Annotated in this window: 22 protein-coding genes; 5 read left to right on the top strand and 17 right to left on the bottom strand. The window is 61.5% G+C overall.

Going from position 1 to position 23386, the window contains the following annotated elements:
• Positions 1–241: 241 nt before the first annotated feature.
• A complete protein-coding gene (locus ACZ9IL_RS06140) occupies positions 242–1081 on the top strand; it encodes a substrate-binding periplasmic protein (protein WP_476002709.1) in 840 nt (279 codons plus the stop codon).
• Between the two features lie 88 nt (positions 1082–1169).
• Here the strand turns inward: ACZ9IL_RS06140 and aroC are convergent, their stop codons facing one another.
• On the bottom strand, positions 1170–2258 hold the full coding sequence (gene aroC, locus ACZ9IL_RS06135; RefSeq protein ID WP_476002708.1) for a chorismate synthase: 1089 nt from the start codon (positions 2256–2258) through the stop codon (positions 1170–1172).
• A 15-nt stretch (positions 2259–2273) separates the two neighbouring features.
• Positions 2274–3209 (bottom strand): 50S ribosomal protein L3 N(5)-glutamine methyltransferase, encoded by a 936-nt coding sequence (gene prmB, locus ACZ9IL_RS06130; RefSeq protein WP_476002707.1) that lies wholly within the window; start codon positions 3207–3209, stop codon positions 2274–2276.
• A gap of 66 nt (positions 3210–3275) precedes the next feature.
• On the opposite strand from prmB, the gene smrB reads away from it, so the two are divergent.
• On the top strand, positions 3276–3800 hold the full coding sequence (gene smrB / locus ACZ9IL_RS06125) for an endonuclease SmrB (RefSeq protein WP_476002706.1): 525 nt from the start codon (positions 3276–3278) through the stop codon (positions 3798–3800).
• A gap of 205 nt (positions 3801–4005) precedes the next feature.
• Here the strand turns inward: smrB and ACZ9IL_RS06120 are convergent, their stop codons facing one another.
• From ACZ9IL_RS06120 to ACZ9IL_RS06095, 6 genes are all read right to left on the bottom strand, one after another.
• Positions 4006–4608: a histidine phosphatase family protein gene (locus ACZ9IL_RS06120; RefSeq protein ID WP_476002705.1), complete on the bottom strand. Its 603-nt coding sequence runs from the start codon at positions 4606–4608 to the stop codon at positions 4006–4008.
• A 50-nt stretch (positions 4609–4658) separates the two neighbouring features.
• Positions 4659–4868, bottom strand: a complete 210-nt coding sequence (locus ACZ9IL_RS06115) for a DUF4287 domain-containing protein (protein ID WP_476002704.1) — start codon at positions 4866–4868, stop codon at positions 4659–4661.
• Positions 4869–4928: 60 nt separating this feature from the next.
• Positions 4929–5327: a GFA family protein gene (locus ACZ9IL_RS06110; RefSeq protein ID WP_476002703.1), complete on the bottom strand. Its 399-nt coding sequence runs from the start codon at positions 5325–5327 to the stop codon at positions 4929–4931.
• Positions 5328–5544: 217 nt separating this feature from the next.
• Entirely contained in the window at positions 5545–5910 is a 366-nt protein-coding gene (locus tag ACZ9IL_RS06105; RefSeq protein ID WP_476002702.1) for a VOC family protein, read from the bottom strand.
• 585 nt (positions 5911–6495) lie between these two features.
• Positions 6496–7941 (bottom strand): chitinase, encoded by a 1446-nt coding sequence (locus ACZ9IL_RS06100; RefSeq protein WP_476002701.1) that lies wholly within the window; start codon positions 7939–7941, stop codon positions 6496–6498.
• A gap of 312 nt (positions 7942–8253) precedes the next feature.
• Positions 8254–9474 (bottom strand): methyltransferase, encoded by a 1221-nt coding sequence (locus tag ACZ9IL_RS06095; RefSeq protein WP_476002700.1) that lies wholly within the window; start codon positions 9472–9474, stop codon positions 8254–8256.
• Positions 9475–9674: 200 nt separating this feature from the next.
• Between ACZ9IL_RS06095 and ACZ9IL_RS06090 the strand changes: the two genes are divergently transcribed.
• Entirely contained in the window at positions 9675–10253 is a 579-nt protein-coding gene (locus ACZ9IL_RS06090) for a PhnA domain-containing protein (protein ID WP_476002699.1), read from the top strand.
• An 85-nt stretch (positions 10254–10338) separates the two neighbouring features.
• On the opposite strand, the gene ACZ9IL_RS06085 is transcribed toward ACZ9IL_RS06090, so the two are convergent.
• A complete protein-coding gene (locus ACZ9IL_RS06085; protein ID WP_476002698.1) occupies positions 10339–11568 on the bottom strand; it encodes a sensor domain-containing diguanylate cyclase in 1230 nt (409 codons plus the stop codon).
• Between the two features lie 770 nt (positions 11569–12338).
• On the opposite strand from ACZ9IL_RS06085, the gene ACZ9IL_RS06080 reads away from it, so the two are divergent.
• Positions 12339–12974, top strand: a complete 636-nt coding sequence (locus ACZ9IL_RS06080; protein ID WP_476002697.1) for a LysE family translocator — start codon at positions 12339–12341, stop codon at positions 12972–12974.
• 82 nt (positions 12975–13056) lie between these two features.
• On the opposite strand, the gene ACZ9IL_RS06075 is transcribed toward ACZ9IL_RS06080, so the two are convergent.
• Entirely contained in the window at positions 13057–14019 is a 963-nt protein-coding gene (locus tag ACZ9IL_RS06075) for a Wadjet anti-phage system protein JetD domain-containing protein (RefSeq protein WP_476002696.1), read from the bottom strand.
• 97 nt (positions 14020–14116) lie between these two features.
• Positions 14117–14986: a PhzF family phenazine biosynthesis protein gene (locus ACZ9IL_RS06070; protein ID WP_476002695.1), complete on the bottom strand. Its 870-nt coding sequence runs from the start codon at positions 14984–14986 to the stop codon at positions 14117–14119.
• Between the two features lie 229 nt (positions 14987–15215).
• Here ACZ9IL_RS06070 and ACZ9IL_RS06065 point away from each other — a divergent pair, with 229 nt between their 5' ends.
• Complete coding sequence (locus ACZ9IL_RS06065; RefSeq protein ID WP_476002694.1) at positions 15216–15419, top strand: hypothetical protein; 204 nt, start codon at positions 15216–15218, stop codon at positions 15417–15419.
• A gap of 42 nt (positions 15420–15461) precedes the next feature.
• Here ACZ9IL_RS06065 and ACZ9IL_RS06060 read toward each other — a convergent pair whose 3' ends face one another.
• The 6 genes from ACZ9IL_RS06060 to mukB form a co-directional block, all read right to left on the bottom strand.
• Complete coding sequence (locus ACZ9IL_RS06060; RefSeq protein WP_476002693.1) at positions 15462–16274, bottom strand: hypothetical protein; 813 nt, start codon at positions 16272–16274, stop codon at positions 15462–15464.
• A gap of 149 nt (positions 16275–16423) precedes the next feature.
• Positions 16424–16912 (bottom strand): SixA phosphatase family protein, encoded by a 489-nt coding sequence (locus ACZ9IL_RS06055; RefSeq protein WP_476002692.1) that lies wholly within the window; start codon positions 16910–16912, stop codon positions 16424–16426.
• A gap of 194 nt (positions 16913–17106) precedes the next feature.
• Complete coding sequence (locus ACZ9IL_RS06050; protein WP_476005309.1) at positions 17107–17394, bottom strand: putative quinol monooxygenase; 288 nt, start codon at positions 17392–17394, stop codon at positions 17107–17109.
• Between the two features lie 326 nt (positions 17395–17720).
• Entirely contained in the window at positions 17721–18194 is a 474-nt protein-coding gene (locus ACZ9IL_RS06045; RefSeq protein WP_476002691.1) for a cupin domain-containing protein, read from the bottom strand.
• A gap of 183 nt (positions 18195–18377) precedes the next feature.
• Positions 18378–18767, bottom strand: a complete 390-nt coding sequence (locus tag ACZ9IL_RS06040; RefSeq protein WP_476005308.1) for a septal ring lytic transglycosylase RlpA family protein — start codon at positions 18765–18767, stop codon at positions 18378–18380.
• Between the two features lie 172 nt (positions 18768–18939).
• Positions 18940–23367 carry a chromosome partition protein MukB gene (gene mukB, locus ACZ9IL_RS06035; protein WP_476002690.1) on the bottom strand — a complete coding sequence of 1476 codons (4428 nt, stop codon included), beginning with the start codon at positions 23365–23367 and terminating at the stop codon, positions 18940–18942.
• Positions 23368–23386: the final 19 nt, after the last annotated feature.

Raw genomic sequence — 23386 nt, 5'->3', positions numbered from 1 at the left:
CTATTGAGAAACAACGATTTTCCCCGGGGAGCAGAGCAAAGGGGAAAGAATAGAGGCGCAGTCTAACGGAGTTGACGCTGTTACACGAGAAAAATGTGACCCTCCTCCCAGCACGACGGGAAAAAATCCTGACCGCCTCGGTGGTTCGAAGAAATGACGCTCTTTCACGCGACCGCGGATGCCAAACCGTTGCGAGATGGGTATATTGTCCTGTCATCACGGAGCAGGGAGGCTCACAGGCATGGCAAGACGCAAACCGGGTACCATCAGGCGCAAGCTGCAAGGTGGATGCCTGCTGCTGATGTTGGGCCTTGGCCAGCCATCCCTGGCCGCCCCGGGCAATCTCTCGGTGGCCTGGAACCACTGGCCCCCCTTCAGCCAGCTCGATGAGAAAAACGAGCTGACCGGTCTGGATGTCACCCTGACGCGCCAGATCCTGGATCAGGCGGGACTGGGGTTCCATTTTCGCAGCCTGCCCTGGGCCCGGGCCCTGCACCTCATCGAGCGGCAACAACTGGATGTTGCCATGGGGGCGATCGATACCCCGGAGCGGCGCCAGTTCGCCCGCTTCTCCAGCCCCTATCGGCGCGCCAGCTTCGTGCTGCTGAGCCACCAGCCGCTGGCGGAGGCACCCGATCGCTGGCAAGGGATAGAGAGCCTCGCCGATATCTGCCAGCAGAGCGGGCTGCGCCTTGGCAAGCTGCGCGGCACCCGCCCGACCCCGCTCACCGAGGCCTGCCCGCCCCTCAAGCAGGCTACCGAATACAACTCGGATGACAAGCTGATCAGCCTGCTGCTGGCGCGGCGGCTCGATGGCGTCATCATGGAGTGGCAGCATGCCCGCCATCGGCTGGTGCAGCTCGGGGCGGAGGACCGGATCCAATGCCAGCTGCTGATGCACCAGCAACCGGTCAGCCTGATGTTTGCAAGCCATGCCCTGAGCGAGGCCGAGCTCCATCGAGTCAATCAAGCCATCGCGGCCCTGCCCGCCCCCGAGCCTGCCTTCGCGCCGCCAGCATGCCGCTTCGACAACACCCAGTTTCCCCATGCCAGTGAGCCGGAAGAGGCCCCCCGCGTCTGACGCTGGCAAGCCGACGCCCAACAAAAAGGCGGCCCGATGGCCGCCTTTTGACTGTATGAGCTGATCAGCCGCTCACCCGGCATGACGATCAGCGCAGCTGAGGCGTCTGGGTGAACACGCCCATGTTCTGGGCACGGTGGCGCAGCAGATGATCCATCAACACCAGGGCCAGCATGGCCTCGGCGATGGGCACGGCGCGGATGCCGACGCAAGGATCGTGGCGACCCTTGGTGATCATCTCGGTGGCCTCACCGCTGGTATTGATGGTCTTGCCTGGCACCGTGATGCTGGAGGTGGGTTTGAGCGCCATGCTCACCACGATATCCTGGCCCGAGGAGATACCGCCCAGGATGCCGCCCGCATGGTTGCTGGCAAAACCGGTCGGAGTCATCTCGTCGCGATGCTCCGAGCCTTTTTGCTCCACTACCGCGAAGCCGTCGCCGATCTCCACCCCCTTCACCGCATTGATGCCCATCATGGCGTGGGCGATGTCGGCGTCGAGCCGGTCGAACACCGGCTCCCCTAAGCCCACCGGCACATTGCGCGCGATGACCTGCACCTTGGCGCCTATGCTGTTGCCCTCTTTCTTGAGGGCGCGCATGTATTCGTCGAGCGCCTCCAGCTTGCCCGCATCCGGGAAGAAGAAGGGATTCTGCTCGATTTGCGCCGCGTCAAATGCCTCTGCCTTGATGGGGCCGAGCTGGGAGAGAAATCCGAAGATCTCGATGCCGTGCATCTGCTTGAGGTACTTCTTGGCGATGGCGCCCGCCGCCACCCGCATGGCGGTCTCGCGGGCAGAAGAGCGGCCGCCGCCGCGATAGTCACGCTGGCCGTATTTCTGGTGATAGGTGTAGTCGGCGTGCCCCGGGCGGAACAAGTCCTTGATGTCGGAGTAATCCTTGGAGCGCTGATCCTGGTTCTCGATCATCAACCCGATGGAGGTGCCGGTGGTCCTGCCCTCGAACACCCCGGCCAGGATCTTCACCTCGTCATCTTCACGGCGCTGGGTGGTGTAACGGGAGGTTCCGGGCTTGCGGCGATCAAGATCGACCTGCAGATCCGCCTCGCTTATCTCCAGCCCCGGCGGGCAGCCGTCGACCACGGCGCCAAGGGCCAGACCGTGGCTCTCGCCAAACGTCGTTACCCGAAAGAGTTGACCAAAACTGTTCCCTGCCATGGATGCTCCTTGCTCTTAGCTCTTGTAAATCGCGAAATGGGGCTGGTACTGCTCGAGCTCCGCCTTGGTCATCACGAACACGCCGTGGCCGCCATTCTCGAAATCGACCCAGGTGAAGGGCACCTCGGGGAACTGGGTCTCCAGGTGGATCATGCTGTTGCCCACCTCGACCACCAGCACGCCATCCTCCTTGAGGAAGTCGGCGGCGTTGGCCAACAGGCGCTTGGTGAGCTTGAGGCCATCGGAGCCCGAGGCCAGCGCCAGCTCCGGCTCGTGACGGAATTCGTCAGGCAGATCCGACATGTCCTCGGAGTCCACGTAGGGCGGGTTGGAGACGATGAGATCGTACTGATCGCCGGCCGGCAGATCACGGAACAGATCGGAACGGATCGGGATGACCTGCTGCTCGAGGCCGTGATCGTTGATGTTGCGCTCGGCCACGTTGAGGGCATCGACGCTGATGTCGATGGCATCCACTTCGGCGTGCGGGAATTCATGGGCCATGATGATGGCGATGCAACCGGAGCCGGTGCAGAGATCCATGATCCGGGTCGGCTCGTGTTTGAGGAAGGGGGCGAAGCGGTTGGCCACCATCTCGGCGATGGGGGAGCGCGGAATGAGCACCCGCTCGTCCACGTAGAACTCCCAGCCCGCGTACCAGGCCTTGTTGGTCAGGTAGGCGGCGGGCACCCGCTCCTGCACCCGACGGATGATGAGCTCGGCGATGCGATGGCGCTCGCTGGTGGTCAGGCGGGAGTGACGCATGCCAGGATCCACGTCCGGCGGCAGATGTAACGCGGGCAGCACCAGTTGCACGGCCTCATCCCAGGCGTTGTCGGTGCCATGTCCGTAGAAGATCCCGGCGTCGTTGAAACGACTCATGGCCCAGCGCAACATGTCCTGGATGGTGTGCATCTCGGCAACCACCTCATCGATAAATATCTTGTCCAAATCCACCTCCAAGTCGAGTAATATCCGGCCCGAGCATTCTTATATAGCGAGCAAGACGAGTACCTGATGAAAAAAACGCCCTCACCGACGATCGAGGAAAGCCTGCTGTTTCGCGATGCGGCCAAAGGTACCCGGAAAATAAAGCAAGATACCATAAGGGCCGACTTGCGCCCGGTCAAGCAGAAACGCGAACTGCGGGAGAGCCGCGAAAAGCTTGGGGTCGACCACTTTTTCAGCGATGAGTATCAGCCCCATCTGGACGAGGATGGCCCGACCCGTTTTGTGCGCGAAGACGTGTCAAAATTTGAGCTCAAGAAGCTCAAACGGGGCATCTATCCACCGGAGATCTATCTGGACTTGCACGGCATGACCCAGCAGCAGGCCAAACAAGAATTGGCCGCCCTGCTGACCCTGTGCCAAAAAGAGAACATCCACATCGCCTCGGTGATGCACGGCATCGGCAAACACATCCTCAAGCAGCGGATCCCAAGCTGGCTGGCCCAGCACCCCAATGTGCGCGCCTTCCACCAGGCGCCCCGCGAGTGGGGCGGCGACAGCGCCATCCTGGTGCTGCTGGACATCGAAGAGTAAGTCGACGGCAGAATACGACAGCCTCAGATCAAACAGCGCGCCCTTGGACGCGCTTTTTCTATATCCCCTTGGACCTTGCCGAGGTGGCGCTACCTAGCCCTGTTGCCAAGTGATCCGGCAAGAAGAGCCGGCCAACTCGACCAACACGTCGTATTGCGCCTTTATGGGACTCCTTCTCGGGCGCCGGTGTGTTGTTCAAGCAGGGCTAATCCTGCCCATCAGGGCGACTGAATCTTATCGGAGACGGAACAGAAGCAAGATTGACCACCAGCCTGCCGCCGTTATGCAACTGCCAGTCGAAGAAATCGGCGAACCCCGCACAAGTGAGGGCCCGGATCACCTTGGCCACTACCCCGTGCGCCACCAGCAAGACCCGCTCCCCCTCGGCATCCCGCGCCAGTGCGCTCAGCCCCTGGGAGACGCGCGCGATCACGGCGTCCAGGGATTCTCCACCCGGGGGGGCCTCGGCCCAGCGCCGGGTGATGTTGCGCGCCCACAGCGCGGGGTAGCGGTTCCTCGCCTCTGCCTGGGTCAGCCCCTCAAACAGCCCCATATGACGTTCACGAAATGCGGTCACCGTCTCAACGGGCAGATCCAGTGCCAGGGAGATCCGCTGTGCACTCTGCCTCGCGCGCAGCAAGGGGGACGTCAGCAGCCGTTGAAACGGCGCTTCCGTCGTTGCGATCACTGCCGCCAAGCGGGAGACTTGCGCACATCCGGTCTCGTTGAGCCCGACATCCAGCGCCCCCAGATAACGCCCCTCGGCATTGGCCTGGGTCTCCCCATGACGGATCACTACCAGTTCCATTTTCGCTCCTCGCTTGATCAACACATCCGCTAGCCAGGCGATCAGGCGGCTCAGCCCTGCGCCAGAAAGTGAGCCACCAGCGCATTGGCGTGGCCGTGACCCATGCCGTGTTCGCTCTTGAGCCAGGCCACCAGCGCCATGTGCTTCTTCTCCTCCCGACCCGCCAGCAGGCTCAGCCAGTGGGCGATCGGCTGACCATATTTCTGCTCGATGGCCGGGAAATACGAGGCGGGCCCCTTTACCTTGGGCTGTTCATCCATGACGGTCTCCTTGGGTTGCGGCGCCCACCCCCTGCGGTGCGGGCATGAACCGCTGCTTTCTTAAGGCTTGGGGGCAAACTGCTCGAATACCTGCTGACCGGTCAGGGTCGGGGTATCGTTTTTCAGCTCGTAGAAGTCCGGCTTCTCGTCGATAAAGATCTGGCTGGCAAGTTCGAATGGCTGATCCTGGAACAAACCGGCGGGCAGGATGTACTCATCGGTCGGCAACAGGTGGTAGAACAGATGGGTGCCGCAGGTCGGGCAGAAGCCGCGCTCCGCCCAGTCCGATGAGCGATAGGCCACCGGGGTGAGCCCGGTGAAGTGCACTGCCTTGCCGCCGTGCACCGCAAACATGGGGCCCCCTGACCAGCGCCGGCACATGGCGCAGTGACACAGGTTGACCTCTTGATGATCGCCGCTTGAAACCTTGACTCCGCCACACAGACAATGACCTTCCATGATGCCTCCTTGAACCTTGGGGAACTGTGCGAGCGGAGCCACCCTCTACTCGCGGTCGCCACAGAGGATTAGCACGCAAAGCACAGGCCGACAACTGACCATCTTGTGGTCAATTCCTCCCGCAGCGCCTTGTAACAGGCCGTATTGCTCGAGATTGAGCCATCTCTATCAATCTGGTGAATGGGATTTCATCTGGCATGCACAGTACGAATAATGCTCAGCTTATCTCCTGCAAGGCGATGCGATTGCCCTCGCAGTCCTGAAACTCGGCCACCCGGATCTGCTCGCTCAACTGGGTCACCGGGTAGAGCTCCCCTGCCCCCGCCTCGAGCGCCCGGGCCATCACCCGCTCGATCTCGGCCACTCGCAAATAGATGCGAGTGCCGTCGAGACTGGGCACATAGCTCTCCCCCATGGCCAGGGCCCCGGAGCAGCCGGGCGCTTGCTCATCGAGGGGAAACAGCGCCATCTCGTTGCCGTCGATACTGACCCGCTCCAGAGTCAACTCGAACACCCGCTCGTAGAAGGCGGTGGCCCGCCCGAGATCCCGCACCGGAATTTCAAAATGGATGGCGATATTCATGACAACTTCCATTTGTGTATTGCCGCCAGACACACCGCCAAGGGGCTGATCCATGGGGGGGATGTCACTCACAGCCCCCCTCTTTTACAGCGCCTGCTTGGGTGTCTTCTGCGGTACTCTCAGGGCACTGGTTTTCAACCGGACATAGCTCATCAGCAGCAAGATGGGCGCCGCCTTGATGCCAAATGCCAGGCTCAACAGGTTATCGTGTTCTCGTGACACCACCATAAAGAAGCCAACCATCAGCAACCCATGAATAAGCGGACGGCGGCGCACTTCATACCTTTCCAGCCGGGAGTCACACTGTTGGCATTGAAATTTAAGCCTGGGGCTGACAAGGAACGCCTTGAGCGGAAATAGCCGTTGTTGGCAAACGGGGCAGATATGCAGGGGAGAGAAGAACATATTGAGCACGAACTGGATAAGATAGCCGCCATCAATAAGTCAGTCTCGGTGATAAATCAACGCTCCATATTATCTTCACCCCAAGCAATATAGGGAGGTAGCTCGTCCCCCCCAGATTATTGGCGGCCCTGCTTCATGCCGGGTAGGCATATGATGCCAACCCGGCATCCAGATTATTTATCAGGCAGCCGGCGCCCAGGGACCACCCTTGACGGGATCGTCCCCTTGCGTCCACCACTTGGCCTGATAAATAACGCCCTTGTGGCTGACTTTATTGCCGGCCGTATACACCTTGCTGCTCACCCAGGCGGGAATATCCCCAACGGGCGGATTGGAAGGATCAACAGGTGCCGGATCCAGCTTGGCGACAATGCGGACCTTGGGCCAGTTGGCATGAGAGCCATAAGCGTTGGTCACGCATTTCTCATAATCCCCCGGCACCAGCGCCGAATAAGCGGTCTGGAACCCCACCAGCTCGCATTCGAAGGAATAACCACCGGGTCTGTCGGCGTAATATTTCCAGTTGCCGTCCCAGTTGGTGTAAAGCACGTCGGTGGCGCCGTTCAAATTCAGGCTGCCATAGGGTGTCTGTTGCCAGCAGGTATTTTTCTCATCCGCCTGGATGGGGATCTGGTAATGGGCCGCCAGTCCTTCCCAATAACGGATGCGGTTGACCGGTTGGCCCTTGTCCTTATTCTGTTCACCGCACTCGATACCGCCGTTGATGACGTTGATGGTGGTGCCAAAGCCATAGCCAATCCCGGCGGCGACTTCACGCTGGGACGGCACCCAGGTACGATCTATCACGTGCAGCATGGCGGGTTTCGGGGCCTGCGGGGTCAGGAAGAACCAGATGGCCGATGCCAGGTTCAACCAGGAGTCGGCCACCAGCCCGGGGGTGTTGAGCAGCGCCGAAGCATCCCCCGCGAACATGGCCTCGGAGAAGGCGCCGTAATTGAAGTGATAGGAGAGCTGTTTCGCCCCGCGGCCAAAATATCCCTGGCCGGTCGAGCAGGGCCATTTCTTGTTTTGCCAGTCATTCTGGCCACAGCCCGTGGTATAACCGGTTTGCCCCTCCGACCACCCCATTTCACGCACATGCACCAGCGCCTGCTGCCACTCCTCCAGCCCCAGCGGATTATCGGAGACATTATGCTTGCCGATATGGCCACCGGTCTCCTGGGCGAAATGGGCGAACGCGGTCACGATGGATTTCTTGCAGATGGCATCCGAATTACGGCCATCGGTATATTCACCACAAAACGCAGGGAATTTACCCACGGCCCGCAAGAAGCGCTCGTAGGTATATTCCGGGGCGGCCATCTGGGTGAGAAAGTCCCAATCCGACTCGGTAAATACCCGCTCGACCCGTTTGACGTTATCTGGATTACTGGCCAGCCTCGGCACTATTGCATCGACGATGGCATTCGGGCGGGTGGCCAATGCCTTTGACCAGATCCCATACATGGGGTTGGCGGTCTTGGCTTTTTCCATGGCGGTAATATCGGGGGCGGCAACCACATAACCCCCGCTATTTTGCGGGTCGGGCTGGATATTCATGGCGGCATAAGCTGGGGATGCGCAAAGTGCCGCAACCAGCCAGGCACAGGGCGTGGGTTGGAACATGGGTAACAATCCTTGTCTCGGTATAATGTTCAGGCCGAGCATAGGCGCTTACATTACTAAATTCACGACGAAAATTAAGAATCTGGCGAATGTGTGAGCCATTTCACTCTGTGGCTGAATCCAGCGAGTGATGATGCCCCAGCCATTGATGACTTGAATAACATTAGAAGGTGCACTGGCATAATAGGGGCACCTTTATCACTGTCGTTGGATCCCGGGGAAGAATATTGAAACACCGGGGAAATAACGCGGCAAGGGCGCATGGCTCGCCCATCGGCAGCGCCCTTGTCGGTTCCTTGTCCTGGCGGGGACTTAACCACGCACCGCCCGGATCAGGATGTTGCGCGGGGTCATGGGCTTGTCGCAAAACTCCCCCACTTCCACCCCATAGCCCCGCTCTTGCAGGAAGAGCGCGCGATCCAGCGCCAGCCAGATCTCCAGCGGACGGCGAAACAGGTGACGCACCAGCTCCATGCGGGCGACGTCGCCATAGCGCACCTCGCCACGGGCCAGGAAGCCGGCATAATCGAGCCCGCTTGGTAGGCTCAATCCCTTGCGCTCGGCCGCCCAGTCACAGAATGCCTCGAAGCCGCCGGTGAGCAGGCTCTTTTGCATATTGGGCACCGGCAGGTATTCATCCACCCCGCGCACCTGGCGCTGCAGGCAGTCGAAGGCCAGGCGCCACACAACCTCCTGCTCCCGCAGCCGGGAGATGCGGGCGCCACCGGTCACCGTCTCCTGTAGCGGCAACTTGAGATCGCTCTTGCCAAGGCGCAGGGCGCTGGCCCTGGCGGCCGCTGACAGGGGCCGATACTGATCGCCACGAATGAGGTGATAACAGCAGGGGGAGAGGGTCACGCCGCTCGCACCGCGCGCGACCACCTGCTCCAGCAGATGGGTATGCAGCTCGCCGCAGGCGTGCAGCGCCATGGCGTGGTGATCCCGCTCGATAAGCAGACCCGACGCGGGCGTGAAGGCGTCGGCCTCGATAAACTGCATGCGGGCGCCATCGCGCGCCGCCAGCAAGCGCCCCTCTTCGCACAGCGGCCCTTGCAGCTCCAGGCTCAGGACCTCCGCATGCCGGTGCAGTGAGACCAGTCGACCCAGGTGGCCCTTGCCGGCGCACCATTCCAGATAGGGCCCGTCATGGGGTGGCAGGCAGCCGGTGAAGGCCTCGATCTGTGCCTGCTTGCGCCCCGGCATGTACATCGCCATCCCCTTGCCGCAGGCGATGGACTCTGGCAGGAAGGTCGCCAACTCGCTCAGGCTGTGCAGCTCGCGTCCTGCCGGGATCCAGGGGGCGAGCAGGGTGCAGAGCGCCGCCATATCGGCATCGAGCGCCATGATCTCATCGAGGCTCAGTCCGTTGAGACGGGCCGCCAGCGCAGGCGCCTCATCGGCAAAGGCAAGGCCCTGATGGTGATAAGGCTGATACTGCCACCAGCGCCGCGAGTCGGTCAGCAAGCGGTCCAGTTGTTGAAATCGATGGGCCAGCACGGCGGTCTTGTCCTGCGTATCCAAAAGGAGGCTCATTCTAGCGATCCCTCATCAAAAAGCACTCACGGCGGCAGGCGGCGGCGCCATGAGCCGTGCTCTGTCGGCTGGCTGGGGTCGACCGCAACCCTGATGCCGGGGTTAGCCTGACAAAATGAGGGGCTTTATGCTATATTCCGCCCCTCGTTGCGCGACTCGCCCGGGGTGGGTCGTTTTACCCATATAAACGGAATCAAAACATGACCATCAATGCCATCCTGCAAGCGCGCGCGGGCGCCAAGTGTGAGCTGTGTGGAGCAGAACACGCACTGACTGCCTTCCTGGTGCCCCACTCCCCCGCCAGCGATGACGATCACAGCGTGGCCCTCTGTGCTACCTGCCGTGGCCAGCTGGAGCAGCCTGATACCCTGGTCGCCAATCACTGGCGCTGCCTGGGTGACAGCATGTGGAGCCAGGTCCCTGCGGTGCAGGTGATGGCGTGGCGCCAGCTGAAAGCCCTGTCCGCCCGCGGCGAGCTCTGGGCCCAGGACATGCTGGAGATGATGTACATGGAAGAAGAGACCAAGGCCTGGGCCGAAGCGGGCATGGCTCGCGACGATGATGACAGCGTACCGACGGTTGATTCCAACGGCGCCGTGCTGGTCGAGGGGGACTCGGTGACCCTGATCAAGGATCTGGACGTCAAGGGCGGCGGCTTTACCGCCAAGCGCGGCACCCTGGTCAAGGGCATCCGCCTGACCAACAACCCGCTGCACATCGAGGGCAAGGTCAATGGCGTGCAGATAGTGCTGGTTGCGGCCTACCTGAAGAAGGCCTGATGACCGCCGGTGGATAAAAAGCGCCCCCAGGGGCGCTTTTTTATGGCTAACGCTTTGTCACAGGATCAACCCTGCGCCACCCGCTTCAAACCTCGCTGACACAAATCCGGTTGCGACCACTCTGCTTTGCCCGATAGAGCGCCCGATCGGCTCGCTCCAGCAGCTCGGCGCAGGAAGGCCAGGGATGGCTCCCACCAAGAGTGGCGCAGCTCACCCCGACGCTGATGGTGACCGGGATTGGCCGCCCTCCATGCGCTATCGTCATGGCTGCCACTCTGGCCCTCAACCGCTCGGCGATCTTGACCCCCTCGGCCAGCGCGGTCTGCTCCAGCAGCAACATGAACTCTTCCCCGCCATAGCGCCCCAGCCTGTCGCTCTCCCTGAGATCGCTCGCCAGGGTCCGGATCAGCTGTTGCAGCACATGATCCCCGGCGGGATGACCGTGATTGTCATTGACCTGCTTGAAGTGATCGAGATCCAGCATGATGAGACAGAGCGGCTCGCCCTGGCGCTCGGCCAGTTGCATCTGTTGGGTGAAACGCTCCATGATGGCCCCGCGATTGAGGGTGCCGGTCAGGGCATCCCGGCAGGACTGCGCCTTGAGCTGGGCCAGCGCCTCTTCCAGCTGGACATTGAGCTCATGCACCTGCCGATAGAGCTGCGCCTTCTCGACGATGGACGAGACCAGGTGTGCCAGATAGACAAACACCTCCTGATGCAACTGCTGATAGGTGTGTTTGCTGCCGCTGGAGAAGAACAGAAAGCCGATACCCTTGCCCTCCACCCGCAGCGGACAGGTCAGGCTGGAGCGCACCCCCTCCCGCAGTACCAGCCGAGTGGAAATGGAGTGGGGATGCTCCACAAGATAAGCTTCCAGATCGTTGATGATCCTGGGTTTTCCCGTCTCCAGCAGCTGCGCCAGGCTGCTCCCCGCCAGGTTGGCACGATAGCCATCCTTGAGGTGCGCGATGCGGTTGATGCGACTCCTTGACCAGAGGGAACGCACCCTGACACCATCGTCGCAGAGCAGGGCGTAACCGATGCGGTCGTAGGGAATGAACTCGATGAAGGTGTCGTAGATGAGGTTGAGGGTATCTTCGATGAAGACCCCCTTGTTCACTTCGGCCGATATCTCCTGCAATCGATGCAGCTCGCGAAAACGCCGATCCAGGCTATCCGCCAACTCGTTGAGATCCAGGATGAGGGGCGCGAGTCCCGCACTGTCATCGAGGGGGGGATGCCTGACCTCAAAACGACCCGCTTTCAGATCACGGATCATCGCTTGCAGTTGGGGTAATGCGACGGACACTGACATGAGTACAACTTTTACTCTTGAAAAATACCGAGCCAGTATACCCCCAATATTGATAGGGAAGTCAATATTGAATGGCCGCAGGGCGCGCTCTCCCCTTCCGATGAGCGCCGCCATCTCGCAGGATCCACGGCGCACCGACCGCCCCCGTTGATCAGCTTTTGCTTGCTTTGTTGATAAATAACACTAGGTTGTAGAGACGCTGGCGAAAGCTGATCGGGTCAACAGGATGGGGTTCATCGAGCACTTGTCCCACGTTCAATCCCCCCTGCATTGACCCCGCCAGCACAGATTGCCGTTGTGTATTCACTCACAGCAAGACGACAAGTCACCCTTGCCATCAGTCAGCAGTCGATGGAAAGACACACCAGGAGCAGTCCGCTGCCCTCTTTAAGGAAGAACTCATATGGCCAAAGCATCCAAGAAAGACGTCAAGAAGAAGATCGAATCCCGTAAGGCGAAGATTGCCAAGCACGAGGACAAGATCAAGAAGCTGAAAAAATCCCTGAAATAAGGGTCAGCTGCCTAAAAAAACCGCCTGATGGCGGTTTTTTTAGGCATAGAGCAATCGAATTTTCTCCGCGGCCGAGAGCAGAACGCCTCACCATGGCTGCGCCCCATACTGGCAAAAACCGAAGGGGAACAAAGCACTCGCCAATCGGCCACAACCCGCTGGACGACTCCCTCAGCGTGCTGGCATCATGGATTTTTCGCATAGAAAAAAATCATCATCATTATCGCTGAGCTGGTTTTTCACACGGAGTGTAAACATCATGAATCTGGACACATGGATGCTGTTCTTTCTGGCCTATCTGCTGGCTACCCTGACCCCGGGCCCCAACGTGCTGCTGGTCGTTAAAAATGGTCTGCAACACGGTTGGCGCGCCGCCCTGCTCAGCATTGTCAGCAATCTGGCCTGTCAGGCGATCCTCATCTGTCTGGTTGCCATGGGCGTGGGTGCCTTGCTGCAGACACTGCCGCCCCTGTTTATCGCCCTCAAGCTGGCGGGTGGTGGCTACCTCATCTATCTCGGATACAAGGCGCTGCGTGCCGCCAGAGCGAGCAACCAGGAGCTGGCACCGGCGGCGTCGAGCGTTCGCGCCAGAAGCAACCGCGCCTTCTTGCAAGAGGCGTTTCTCGTCTCGGCCAGCAATCCCAAGACCATCATCTTCCTGTGCGCCCTGTTGCCCCAGTTTCTCGATCACCAGAGCCCGCTGTCGCTCCAGTTCGTCGTCATGTACCTGACCATCTGCGTCATCGTCAGCCTGGTGCACCTGAGTTATGTGGCCCTGGCCAGACGCGCCGGCCACTACTTCCGGCCGGCACGCAGCCAACGTCTGTTCAGCCGCATCACCGGCGGACTCTTCATCACTCTCGGCGGTGCCATTCTGCTCAGCGGCAGGCCTTGAGAGCCCGGAGCCAAGGAGTCCTGCCGGAACGTTGACAAGATCTGCACACTAAAAAGAACCGCCTTTCGGCGGTTCTTTTACATCATGAGGCCACGCTATTGCTCAACGGCCATGACCGCCAGTGTCTGGCGGTCACCAAGGTTTCCTGCTCCAGCCAGGTCTTGTTGGCAACCAGATGAGCCAAGACCACGGCCAACGCATTGTTTGCCAAGGCTGTTGCAAGGCTGTCTCGCCAGAGGATCTTTCCACGCCGGCTGCCTTGTAGGCCTTCCGACGGACGATGCAAGTCGCGAGCATAGTGGTGAACATGCTCCATGAGGTTCTCTGGCAACCAGAGTGCCAAGGGGCGCGCCATGGCGCTGGCGAGCTCGGCGGCGATATCCAGCCCGCGCTGATCCAGATCGCCAAAATGAGCCCAGGGGATATCCGCTGGCAACAACGGGATCAGCTGCTTGGCGAGCGTGGTATTGCGGCCCGGTACATAGAGCAACAACACCTCGGGTTGCAGCGGATAATCCACGAAGGCGCCCTTGTTCTCCACCGTCACTATCTGCCGCCCTTGCCACTCCATGCCTTGCAAGCTGGCCAGAGCGCGCTCCGGCAAGACGAGTTCCCCCAGCATCTGCATGCTCTCATCGGCGCAGTAGCGGCGGCCATCCTGCCACAACAGGGAGAGGGATGAGCCACTGCGGATCCTAAGTACTTCATCGCCATACACCCGGCTCCCCAGCTCGTCCGCTCGCGCCAACTGGCTCGGCGATAGTGCGGCCTTGCAGTCTCGCAGCCAAAGTCCGCTTAAAGTCGCCGTATTGATCTGATGGGGAAGATGCCCCTCCAGCGCCGCCAATGCCCTCTCCCCCGACCAGGATGGCTCACCACGGGTCTCCCAGAGCTTGGTGGTCAAGAACTGGCGGCCCCGTTCGGTCAATTGACGCCGGGCACCGCGCCCGACCGGCTGCACGCCGTTGACGTTCCTCAGCATGCCGTCCAGCTCCTGACCCGCAGCACTGTTGAGCAGGATCCCTTGCCCAGTCTCTAGCGCCAACAACCGCTCACTTAACGCACGAATATCTGCTCGCTCAAAAAATGCCATCGGCATCCCTCTTCTGACGCTTTATCGAGCCATGATGTGCCATGGCGGTTCACATCAGCCGTGCCTGACCAGAGACCCGAATTGAGCTGCCAGACTCGGCCGGGATCTCCGCATGCAGGCGCGATGGCATGCCCATGTCTTCCCCCTGCACGATGTCGATGACCCCGCCGTGGGGCCAGTGAAGGTCGCGCAGATAACCCGCGAATGCTGCGGTGGCGGCGCCGGTAGCCGGATCCTCATAGACGCCGCCATAGGCGAAGGGGTTGCGGCTATGAAACAGCTGATCCCCTGCCACATGCACCAGCAAGATAGTGACCCAGCCTTGCGCCTGCATCAGAATGCGCCCTTGTGCCAGCTCGTAGTGCATGGCCGCCAGCGCCGCACGGCTGCTCAGGGCCAGCACCAGGTGATCGGCGCCGCCATGAATGAGCGCGGGAGGGATGCGAGTGTCCAGATCCGCAGGCGTATAACCCAACAGCGCCAGCGCGGCCGCCACCGGTTCGGCAGGTGCCGCCTGGCTGCGGGTCGGTGGCGAGTGCAGCGCAGCTTGCCATTGCCCCGCCTCATCCTGCCAGCCCGATACCCGGATGTCGGCCTGACTGAGGTGCAATACATACTCGCCCTCCCCAAAACGCCGGGCCAGTGCCACGCCGAGGGCGATGGTGGCATGGCCACAGAAAGGCACCTCGGCCTCGGGGGAGAAATAGCGCACCCGCCACTCACGCTCATCAGCTGAGTGCCCATCTGAGTGCAGCGGAGCGGCGAACGCCGTCTCCGAGAATCCCACCTCGGCGGCGATGCGTTGCATCTCGTCCGCCGCGGGCAGGCTGGCCCCGATCCAAACACCGGCAGGATTGCCCCCTCTCATCCCATCGGAAAACGCGGCGATCCGCACCCACTCTGTTAGCAGCTTCGTCATCACGACTCCTTGTCATTTTGTATCGAAAAATTCGTCCACTCCCGCCCACCCGTGCCGATGATGGCACCGCGTACTTGCCTAGGTGCCCTCCATTCATGAGAGCAGGGGCGTCATCCGGTTCATACCGTAAATTAAGTCACGTCCGGTGTCGAACGAGCGCCGCAGATCCGGGCGCTGGCGGCTAGAGTTGGGGAAATGTGTCTGTATATGAGCCGTCGTGGAGCGCCATATGTATTCATACACGCTGGATTTCAAGGATCAGGCCGATCAGCTGGCCGCCCCCGAGCACGAGATCATGCTCAACTGCCCCGCCAATGCCGGCGATATCATCATCCTGTCCGATCAGAGCCGTCATCAGGTGATGTTCGTGAGCCACAGCACCCATCACAGCAGCCTCTACCTCAATACCGGCATGCGACGAACCCAGAGCTAAGCCCATAACAACACAGGCGGCTGGCCAGACGATGGTACTGGGTTACCACCTGGTTTCCAGCGACAGCCTGACCAGCACGTCGTTATCCCAGCCCACCACCGGCGGCTGATTGGCTTCGTTATAGAGCGCCAGATTGTAGTGGTAGAAATCGGCGCCAAGCACCAGCTGGGTGCGCTTGGCCGGATCCCGTCCCAGCCAGTGATCGATATTCCCCCGCAGCTCCGCCCGGTATTGGCTCTCCAGCGTCTGGTGACCATCCCACCAACGCCGGGCCAGGCCGGAAATAGTCCAGTCATTCCCCAGCTTGAGTGCGGCCTTGTTGGTGAGCGCGTAACCCAGGGTGCTGTTGCGCAAGCCTTCCCGATCGTAACCCCGCTCCCGGGGAGCATCATCATCGATCTCCAGGAAGAACCAGCCAGGCCCCGCCTCCAGGGCATATTGAAACAGGTCGCCCTCATAACCCGCCGCCAGAGCCGCCAGAGCCGTCATTTGCCGCTCCACCGAGCTGACCGTGTTCATTCGGGTGTTGAGATCGGTGGTCCAGCCGAGCCGCAGCCGATCCTCACGCCAGAAGTCGCCGTCCGCGCCGGCATGCAGCTGCCACCAGATGGGCACGTGATCCGGGTCCAGATGATCCTTGTCATTGTCCACGAAGAGATCGAACGAGCCGAACAGGTGCAGATCGCTCTGCGTGCGTTGATCCACCGACACACTCGCGTTGAGCCCATAGGTGTGAGAGTCCACATCCGGCACATTGAAATCATGCACCCCAACCGCGTAGCGCCAGTCGGCCGCCTCGCCGATAACCGGGATCATGGCGATCACCAATCCTGTGATCAGAGCATTGAGTCTCATCAGATATCTATCCTTGCAGCCAGGTCGAGAGAAATGCGTGCAACCGCGGGCCAGCCCCGCCGCCCCGGTTAATATAGTGAGCGTCACAGGCAGCGGCAACGGCTCAGTCCCGCAATCGGGGATCACCGCCTGAAGCAAGATACGAATGGCTACGTTTTTTTGGGATAATCCAGTGAGACGCTCACCGGCCTGAGCCCGGCGATGGCCGACCAGGCCCCATCGAAGGTGAATTGTGCGACCGCGCAGGTCGGCATTCGGGTGATCTCGCGAGACAACCGATGCGCCAGCTCGGTGAACTCCGGGTTGTGGCCAACCAGCATCACGCACCCCAGACCGTCATCCAGTCCGGCGATCATCCCCAGCAGGGTCTTGGCATCGCCGCCATAGAGCCGCTCGTCGACGAGGATCTCTCCGGCCCGATACTCGAGCGCCGCGGCGATGAGCCTCGCCGTCGAACGGGCCCGGCGCGCGGGGCTCGACAGGATCAGGTCAGGTTTCACCCTCTCCCGTGCCAGACGCTCTCCCATCAGAGGGGCATCGCGCTTGCCGCGCTCGGCCAGAGGCCGCTCCCTATCTGACAGCTCAACCTCATCCCGGCTCGATTTGGCATGGCGCACCAAAAACAGCGTTCTCTTCATCGGCCCTCCCACGGCAGTCCTTATCGGCATCAGCCTATCCATCTGTTGATGGCATGACGGTCATGCCAGAGGATAGCGGAGAGTCGGCAGCGGGTTGTCCCAATAACAAACAGAAGGCAAAGCCTCCCGTCTCCTCCAGCCATGTCTCGCAAATACCTATCAGAACCCAGGCTCTCAGGCTCAGCGCATCAGGATCATTGGCCCACCTCCTCCATCAGGATCAGCCGCAACGGCTCTGCGAGCAAGGCGTCGGCCTGGCGGGCGAAGGCTTGAAAATAATCGGTGGCACAGTGGGCATCGAGCGCAGCCTGATGGACGAAGGCTGCGCCCATGTAAAAAGTCCCGGGCACATCGCGCAGTTCGAACAGCACGTAATCGAGATTGCCCGGTTCAAGGTGCGTGGGTTCCACCAGCCTGAGCAACTCGCGCCGCAAGGCCGCGATGGTGATCACGGCTCCCTCAGGCAAGCCTGTGGCGCCCAGCCAGTGGCCGCCCCATCGGCTCTTTTCCACCAGGTCCAGCCGTTGATCATACGTGCGCCGTTAAGCTGATCACCCACTTGCACATCCAGCGCCCTGGCCGTGTGATCTTCACGGAAACGGCAGGCAGGTCCGTGGTTTCAGGATGTGGCGTTTCCCTTTGCGGCACATAAAACTACGCAGAGCAACAAAACCAGCTCAAATGGGTTATGAAATCACATCAATGCAGTTTTACATGCCAATCATTGAAGCCAGGCTGCGGCTCCCACATCGATCTCCCGGCCGGTATTGACGGGATGGGGGTGCAACCTGGCAGTCCTCGATACGGTCTAATAAGGCGAGCCGTCTTTATGCCGGGCAGACCAGGCACCATCGGCCCCTTGTACCAGGGCCAGATCGTCGTCGGGGTAGTCGACGGTATCACCGGGCAGCCGGTCGCCGACCTCGAGATAGGTCGCATCGGCAGAGGATCTGTTCAACAAGTGATGCGCCAGGCCGCTGCCGGCCTTGAAGCCGACGCACTCCCCCGGCGACATCGAGAACTCCTCGTCGCCATAGACCAGGGTGGGATGACCCGAGAGGATGTAGATGAATTCGTCCTGCCTGGAGTGGTGATGCTTGAGCGCCGAGATGGCCCCCGGCGCCAGGGTCGTGAAGTTGACGCCAAAGTGGGTGAGACCGAAGTGATCCCCCAATCTGCGCCTGGTGCGGTGTCTGACCAGGGAGGCGAAAGGCTCTGGATAGAGGGACTTGGCCCCCTGTACCGGGATCTGGGTGAGGTGAACGGGCCTGTGATCAGCCATCTCGATTTCTCCGTCTCTGCGCGCTGGCAAGGGTCGACAAGCCGAGTCACAGACTCGGCCATTGCTCACCCCACAGTTAGGGTCCGGCATCGGCGCCTGTCAATGCGAAGCGTCCAGACATGAGACCTGGCGCCGGCGTTTCTGCCAGCGCCGCAATAGGCAGCACAAATTGCCACTGCAGCCCTACATGACCTCGAGCTTGACCTTGATAAGGCCAGACCTCGTGTTGCCTATGCTGCTGAACGCCGCTTTGGAGAGATCGATGACCCGCCCCCTAGGGAAGTTGCCCCTGTCGTTGACCCGCACCAGCACGCTCTTGCCATTGGTCAGGTTGGTCACCCTCACCATGGAGCCGAAGGGCAGCGTCATGTGGGCCGCCGTGTTGGCGTTGTTCTTGTAGGGCTCGCCGCTGGCGGTCTTCTTGTTGTGATAGCGGTCGGCATAGTAAGAGGCCAGCCCGGTCTGGGTATAACCCCGCCAACTGCCGCTCTTGCTGGCGTCCGGCTGGCTGCTGCAGGCCGCCAGCAGCAGGCTGAGGGGTAACAGCAGCCCCTTTTGCACCATGGTCCTCATATCCATTTCCTCGATTCTTTATGCGGCGCCACGCTGGCCCGGCGATCCGGCGGCCACCGCCGATCTTGATCCCGCAAACAGGCGCCTACTCTCTCACAGTTTCCATAGAAAACGGGAGGCCCAAGCCTCCCGTTTGTGTGTTCACCCGTCAACCTGTGTCAGGTCAGCTGCATCAGGCGATGAGCTTGTCATCGGCGAAGCCAAAGCCCCGCAGGCCCACCACGTGCACGTGTTCGTGCTTGCCCTGCACCTTGCGGATGAGCTTGTAGGTGGTGCCCTTCTCCGGGCTGATGTTCTCCGGCGCCGCGATGAGCAGCTGCATGTCCTGGCGCTCGCACAGCTCGAACAGGGTGGCGATGGACTTGCCATCCAGGCGCGCCGCCTCATCCAGGAACAGCAGGCGGCAGGGGGCGATATCCTTGCCGCGCAGGCGACGGGACTCCTCCTCCCAGCTGATCAGCACCATCAACAGGATGGCCTGACCGGTCCCGATCGCCTCGCCGGTGGAGAGCGCACCGCTCTCAGCCCGCAGCCAGCCATCGGCACCGCGCTGCACCTCGATCTCCAGCTCCAGGTAGTTGCGATAATCCAGCAAGACATCGCCCATCACCTGGTAGCTGCGCTCCCCCTGTTCTATCTGCGGGTTCAGGCGCTGGAACAGCTTGGCCATGGCCTCGGAGAAGCTGAGCTCCTTGTCGGCGAACAGATCGTTGTGCATGGCACTCTGATCGGCGAGCGCCGTCAGCAGGCGAGTGTGAGCCTCACGGATGTTGACGTTGAGACGCACCCCGCGCACCAGACCGAAGGCGATGTTCTGCAGGCCCTGGTTGAGCACCCGGATGCGGTTCTGCTCGCGGCGGATGATGTTGGTGATCTTGGCCGCCACCTCGTGGGAGGAGAGGGACAGATGGGTTTCCCGCTGCTTGAGCTCGTCGGCGAGACGAGCCAGCTCGATCTCCATCTCCTCGATGGCCTCCACCGGATCGTCCGAGCGGATGATGTCGTTGCGGATCCGATCCTTGAGGTAGCGATAGACCTGCACGTAGAAGGCGACCTTTTGCTCTGTGCTGCGATTGCCCTCGGACAGGCGCAGCGCATCGCGCAGGGCCTCGTCGTGAGCCACGGCGACGCGCAGGGCGCCGAGGGCCTTGTCCGACATGGATCTCAGCTCGTCGCTGTCGAGGTACGCCAGCTCGCGCTTGTTGAGGCGCTTCTCGACGTCGGTATCGCGCGCAAGGCGCACCACCCGTGACCAGCTCGCCTTGTGGCTCACCAGGGATTTGCGGGCACTGTAATAGTCCTTGCCTTCGAGCTTGAGACGACCGCCAAGGGATTCAATCTCGCGCTTGGTCACCTGCAACTGGGCCTCGGCGCTGGTGCGACGGGCGCGGGTGCGGATCAGCAGCTCTTCGATCTCTTTCTTGTGGGCGCGGGATTTGTCTTCCATGTCGTCGGACAGGGTCAGCCCCATGGCGGCCAGCTCCTGCTCGAACTCGGTCAGGGTCTGGCGCTTGGCCGAGGCGCTGGAATCGAGGGCGGTGCGCAGTTGCAGCGCCTCGGTGTGGCGCAGGCCGATCTGCTTGTGCTGCTCGGTCGCGGTGCGGGCGGTCAGCTCGGCTATTTTAAGCTTATCTTTCAGGCGCTCGCTCATCTCGGAGGCTTTGCCGAGCAGGTCCTGGGCATCCTGATAGGCGAAATGCGGCAGGCGGGCCACCAGCTGATCGAGGGCATAGCAACGGCGTTTCTGCTCCGCCAGCAATTCGCTCGCCTCGTCGTACGCGGCCTGCAGGGCGGCGAGATCCTGGGGATCCTGGCGCAGCACCTGCACCTTGGCCTCTAATTGCTCCAGCGCCTTGCCGTGCTGGGCGATAAAGGTCTCGGCGGCCTTGAGACTCTCCACGTCGGTACGGGCGGCCTCGAGGCGCTCGGCCAAGTCGGCCTCGGCAAACAGATGGGCGAACGGCAGCATGGCCTGCACCAGCTGGATATAACGGGTCAGCTGGGCGACCGCGGCCTTGGCGTCGGCGAGCAGCTTGTCGCACTCGGCCATGGCCCCCTGCAACTTGCGCAGCTCGCTCTGCTTGGCTTCCACTTCCGCTTCCGGATCCGGTCTGAACGCGATGTCCAGATGCTGGCCGATAAAGTCGCGGAAGTGGCCGTAGAGGCGGTGGTACTTCTGCTGCTCGAAGGCGGCCTTGGCGTAGCCCTCGATGAGGTTTTCACGCTCAAGGTCGAGCTGCTCGATGCGTTTCTCGCGCGCGGCGCGGCCAAACAGCGGCAATTCGGGGTAGCGGGAGAAACGCACCTGACGCTTGCTGGTGCGCACCAGCACGGCGTCGCCAAGCTCGTCCGCCTCCACCAGATCCTCATCGAACGAATCCGGGTTGCCCTGGATGAGGTAGATATCCTCGGGGCAGTCTTCCAGTTTTTTCAGCCGCTCTATGGCGCCCTCAAGGTCGAGCACCACCAGGGCGCTGCGGGCCGGGCCGTAGAGCGCGGAATAGTAAGGGGCATCGTCGATGGAGATATCGTCGTAGACATCGGAGAGCAGCACGCCCCCCACCTGCTCGGCGATGCGGGCGAGGCGCGGATCCGCCTCCCCTGCCCCCAGCTGCAGGTTGCGGATCTGCAGCTCCAGCGCCTGTTTCTGGGCCTGGATGCGGTTGCTCTCCTGCTCGAACTCCCGCTCCTTGTCGAGCACGGTCTGCATGCCGGCGGAGAGCGCCTCTGCGCTGGTGAGCGCCAGTCCGCTCTGCTCGCGCAGTTGCTCGAGTTTTTCGAAGGATTTCAGCCAGCGGGGCGCCAGTGTGGTGAGATCCTTGATGTCACGACCGAGCTGGGCACCCTGATGCTCCAGGCTGGCGCGGCGTTGATTGACCTCTGCCTGTTGCTCGGCAAGCTCTTCCTGGCGGGTGCGCTGGGCCTCGAGGAAGAGCTCCAGCTCGTCGCTGCTGGTGATCTGTTGGCCAGAGGCTTCGCTCAGCTCATCGCGCAGACGCAGCAGGTTCTTCTGGCTCTCGCTCTCTTTTTCCAGGCGAGCCAGAGCCGCGCGCAGCCCCTGCCCCTGGGCGATGCGGGCCTTGTCTTCGATATGGCGCTTGAGCAGTGCCTGCGCGGTAGGCCAGGCAGCCTCACGGGCGGTCTCGGGGGCGATGCCCAGCAACAGCGTCAGTGCGGCCTGGTGCTCGGCCACCGCGGCTTTCGCCAGGGCAAGCTGTTGCTCGGCTCCCAGCACCTGGCTGGTGAGGCTCTGCTCGGCGGTGCGGAACTGGTGCAGGCTGTCGCTCGCCTGTTCAGGGTTAAGCCCCGGCAGCTCGCACTGCTCGCGGGCACTCTCCAACGCCTGCACCGCCTGACGGTACTGGATGGCGCGGGTCTGCTGAATGTCGAGCGCCTGCTGATAGTCGGCGAGCTGGGTCTTGAGGCTGTCCACCTCGGCCTGGGCCAGCTCCTTGCGCTCCTCCACCTCCAGCAATTGACCGTGGATCTCCTCCACGATCGCCTGCTGCTGCTCGAGCTTGTCAACAAGCTCCGTCAGATCGGCACGATACATGGCGATCTTCTTCTGCAGGGCGACGGCGGCCATCACCTTGGCCAGGTGCTCGGCGGCGCTCTCCAGCTCGTCGGTCAAGAGCTTCTCGCGGTTGGTGAGCTGATCCACCTCATCCGCCAGATAGATGGCGCGCTGCTTCTCTTCGGCGAGCAGGCGGCGCTTGCCCACCAGCTCCTGACGGGCCTTGAGGGCCAGCTCGGAGAGGCGGTTCTTCTCGGCGGCGTTGCGCACATAATCCGCCGCCACGTAGTGAGTGGTCTCGGTGATCAGGTTCTTGAACAGATCTCGCTGGCCCTGGGTCTCCTTGATGGCCTCCAGGGTGCGGCGGTTCTCGTAGATCGCCGCCTCCATGTCCTGGAACGCCTTGCGCACGCCGGAGTTCTCCGGCAGCAGGTATTCACGCAAGGAGCGACTGATGGAGGACGAAATGCCGCCGTAGAGGGAGGCCTCGATCAGCCGGTAGAACTTGCCGCGATCCTTCTGATCACGCAATTTCTTGGGCGTGATGCCGAACTCGAACATGAAGTTGTGGTAATCGGTCACCGTATTGAACTTGGCGACCTTCATGGCGCCAAGCTCGGCGGCCGCGCCCTTCAGATCGGTGAAGGCGCGCACCCGCCCCTTGCCACCCTCGAGCTTCTCCAGCAAGAGATCGGTCGGCGCCAGGTTGGCCGGCACATCCACCAGGGCGAAGGGGGTGATGTTGACCTTGTTGTCGCGGTTCGCGACCTGCTCCAGGTGCACGCCGACCCAGATCCGCTGCTCGCGGCTGTTCATTACTTCCAGCACAGAGTAGCAGTGGCCGCGCTGCAGCTTGCCGTAGAGCCCCTTGTCACGGGACGCGCTGGAGGAGCCCGCTTCCGTGGTGTTACGGAAGTGCAGCAGGGACTGATCCGGGATCAGGGCCGCGATAAAGGCCGCCATGGTGGTGGACTTGCCCGCCCCGTTGCCGCCGGACAGCGTGGTGACCAGCTGGTCGAGATCGAAGGTACGGGCGAAGAAGCCGTTCCAGTTGACCATGGTCAGGGATTTGAATTTGCCTCTCACGCCGCACTCTCCATCAAAC

This window comes from Aeromonas sp. TECH754 (assembly GCF_056279295.1).
This window is presented reverse-complemented; position numbering and strand designations above follow the sequence as displayed.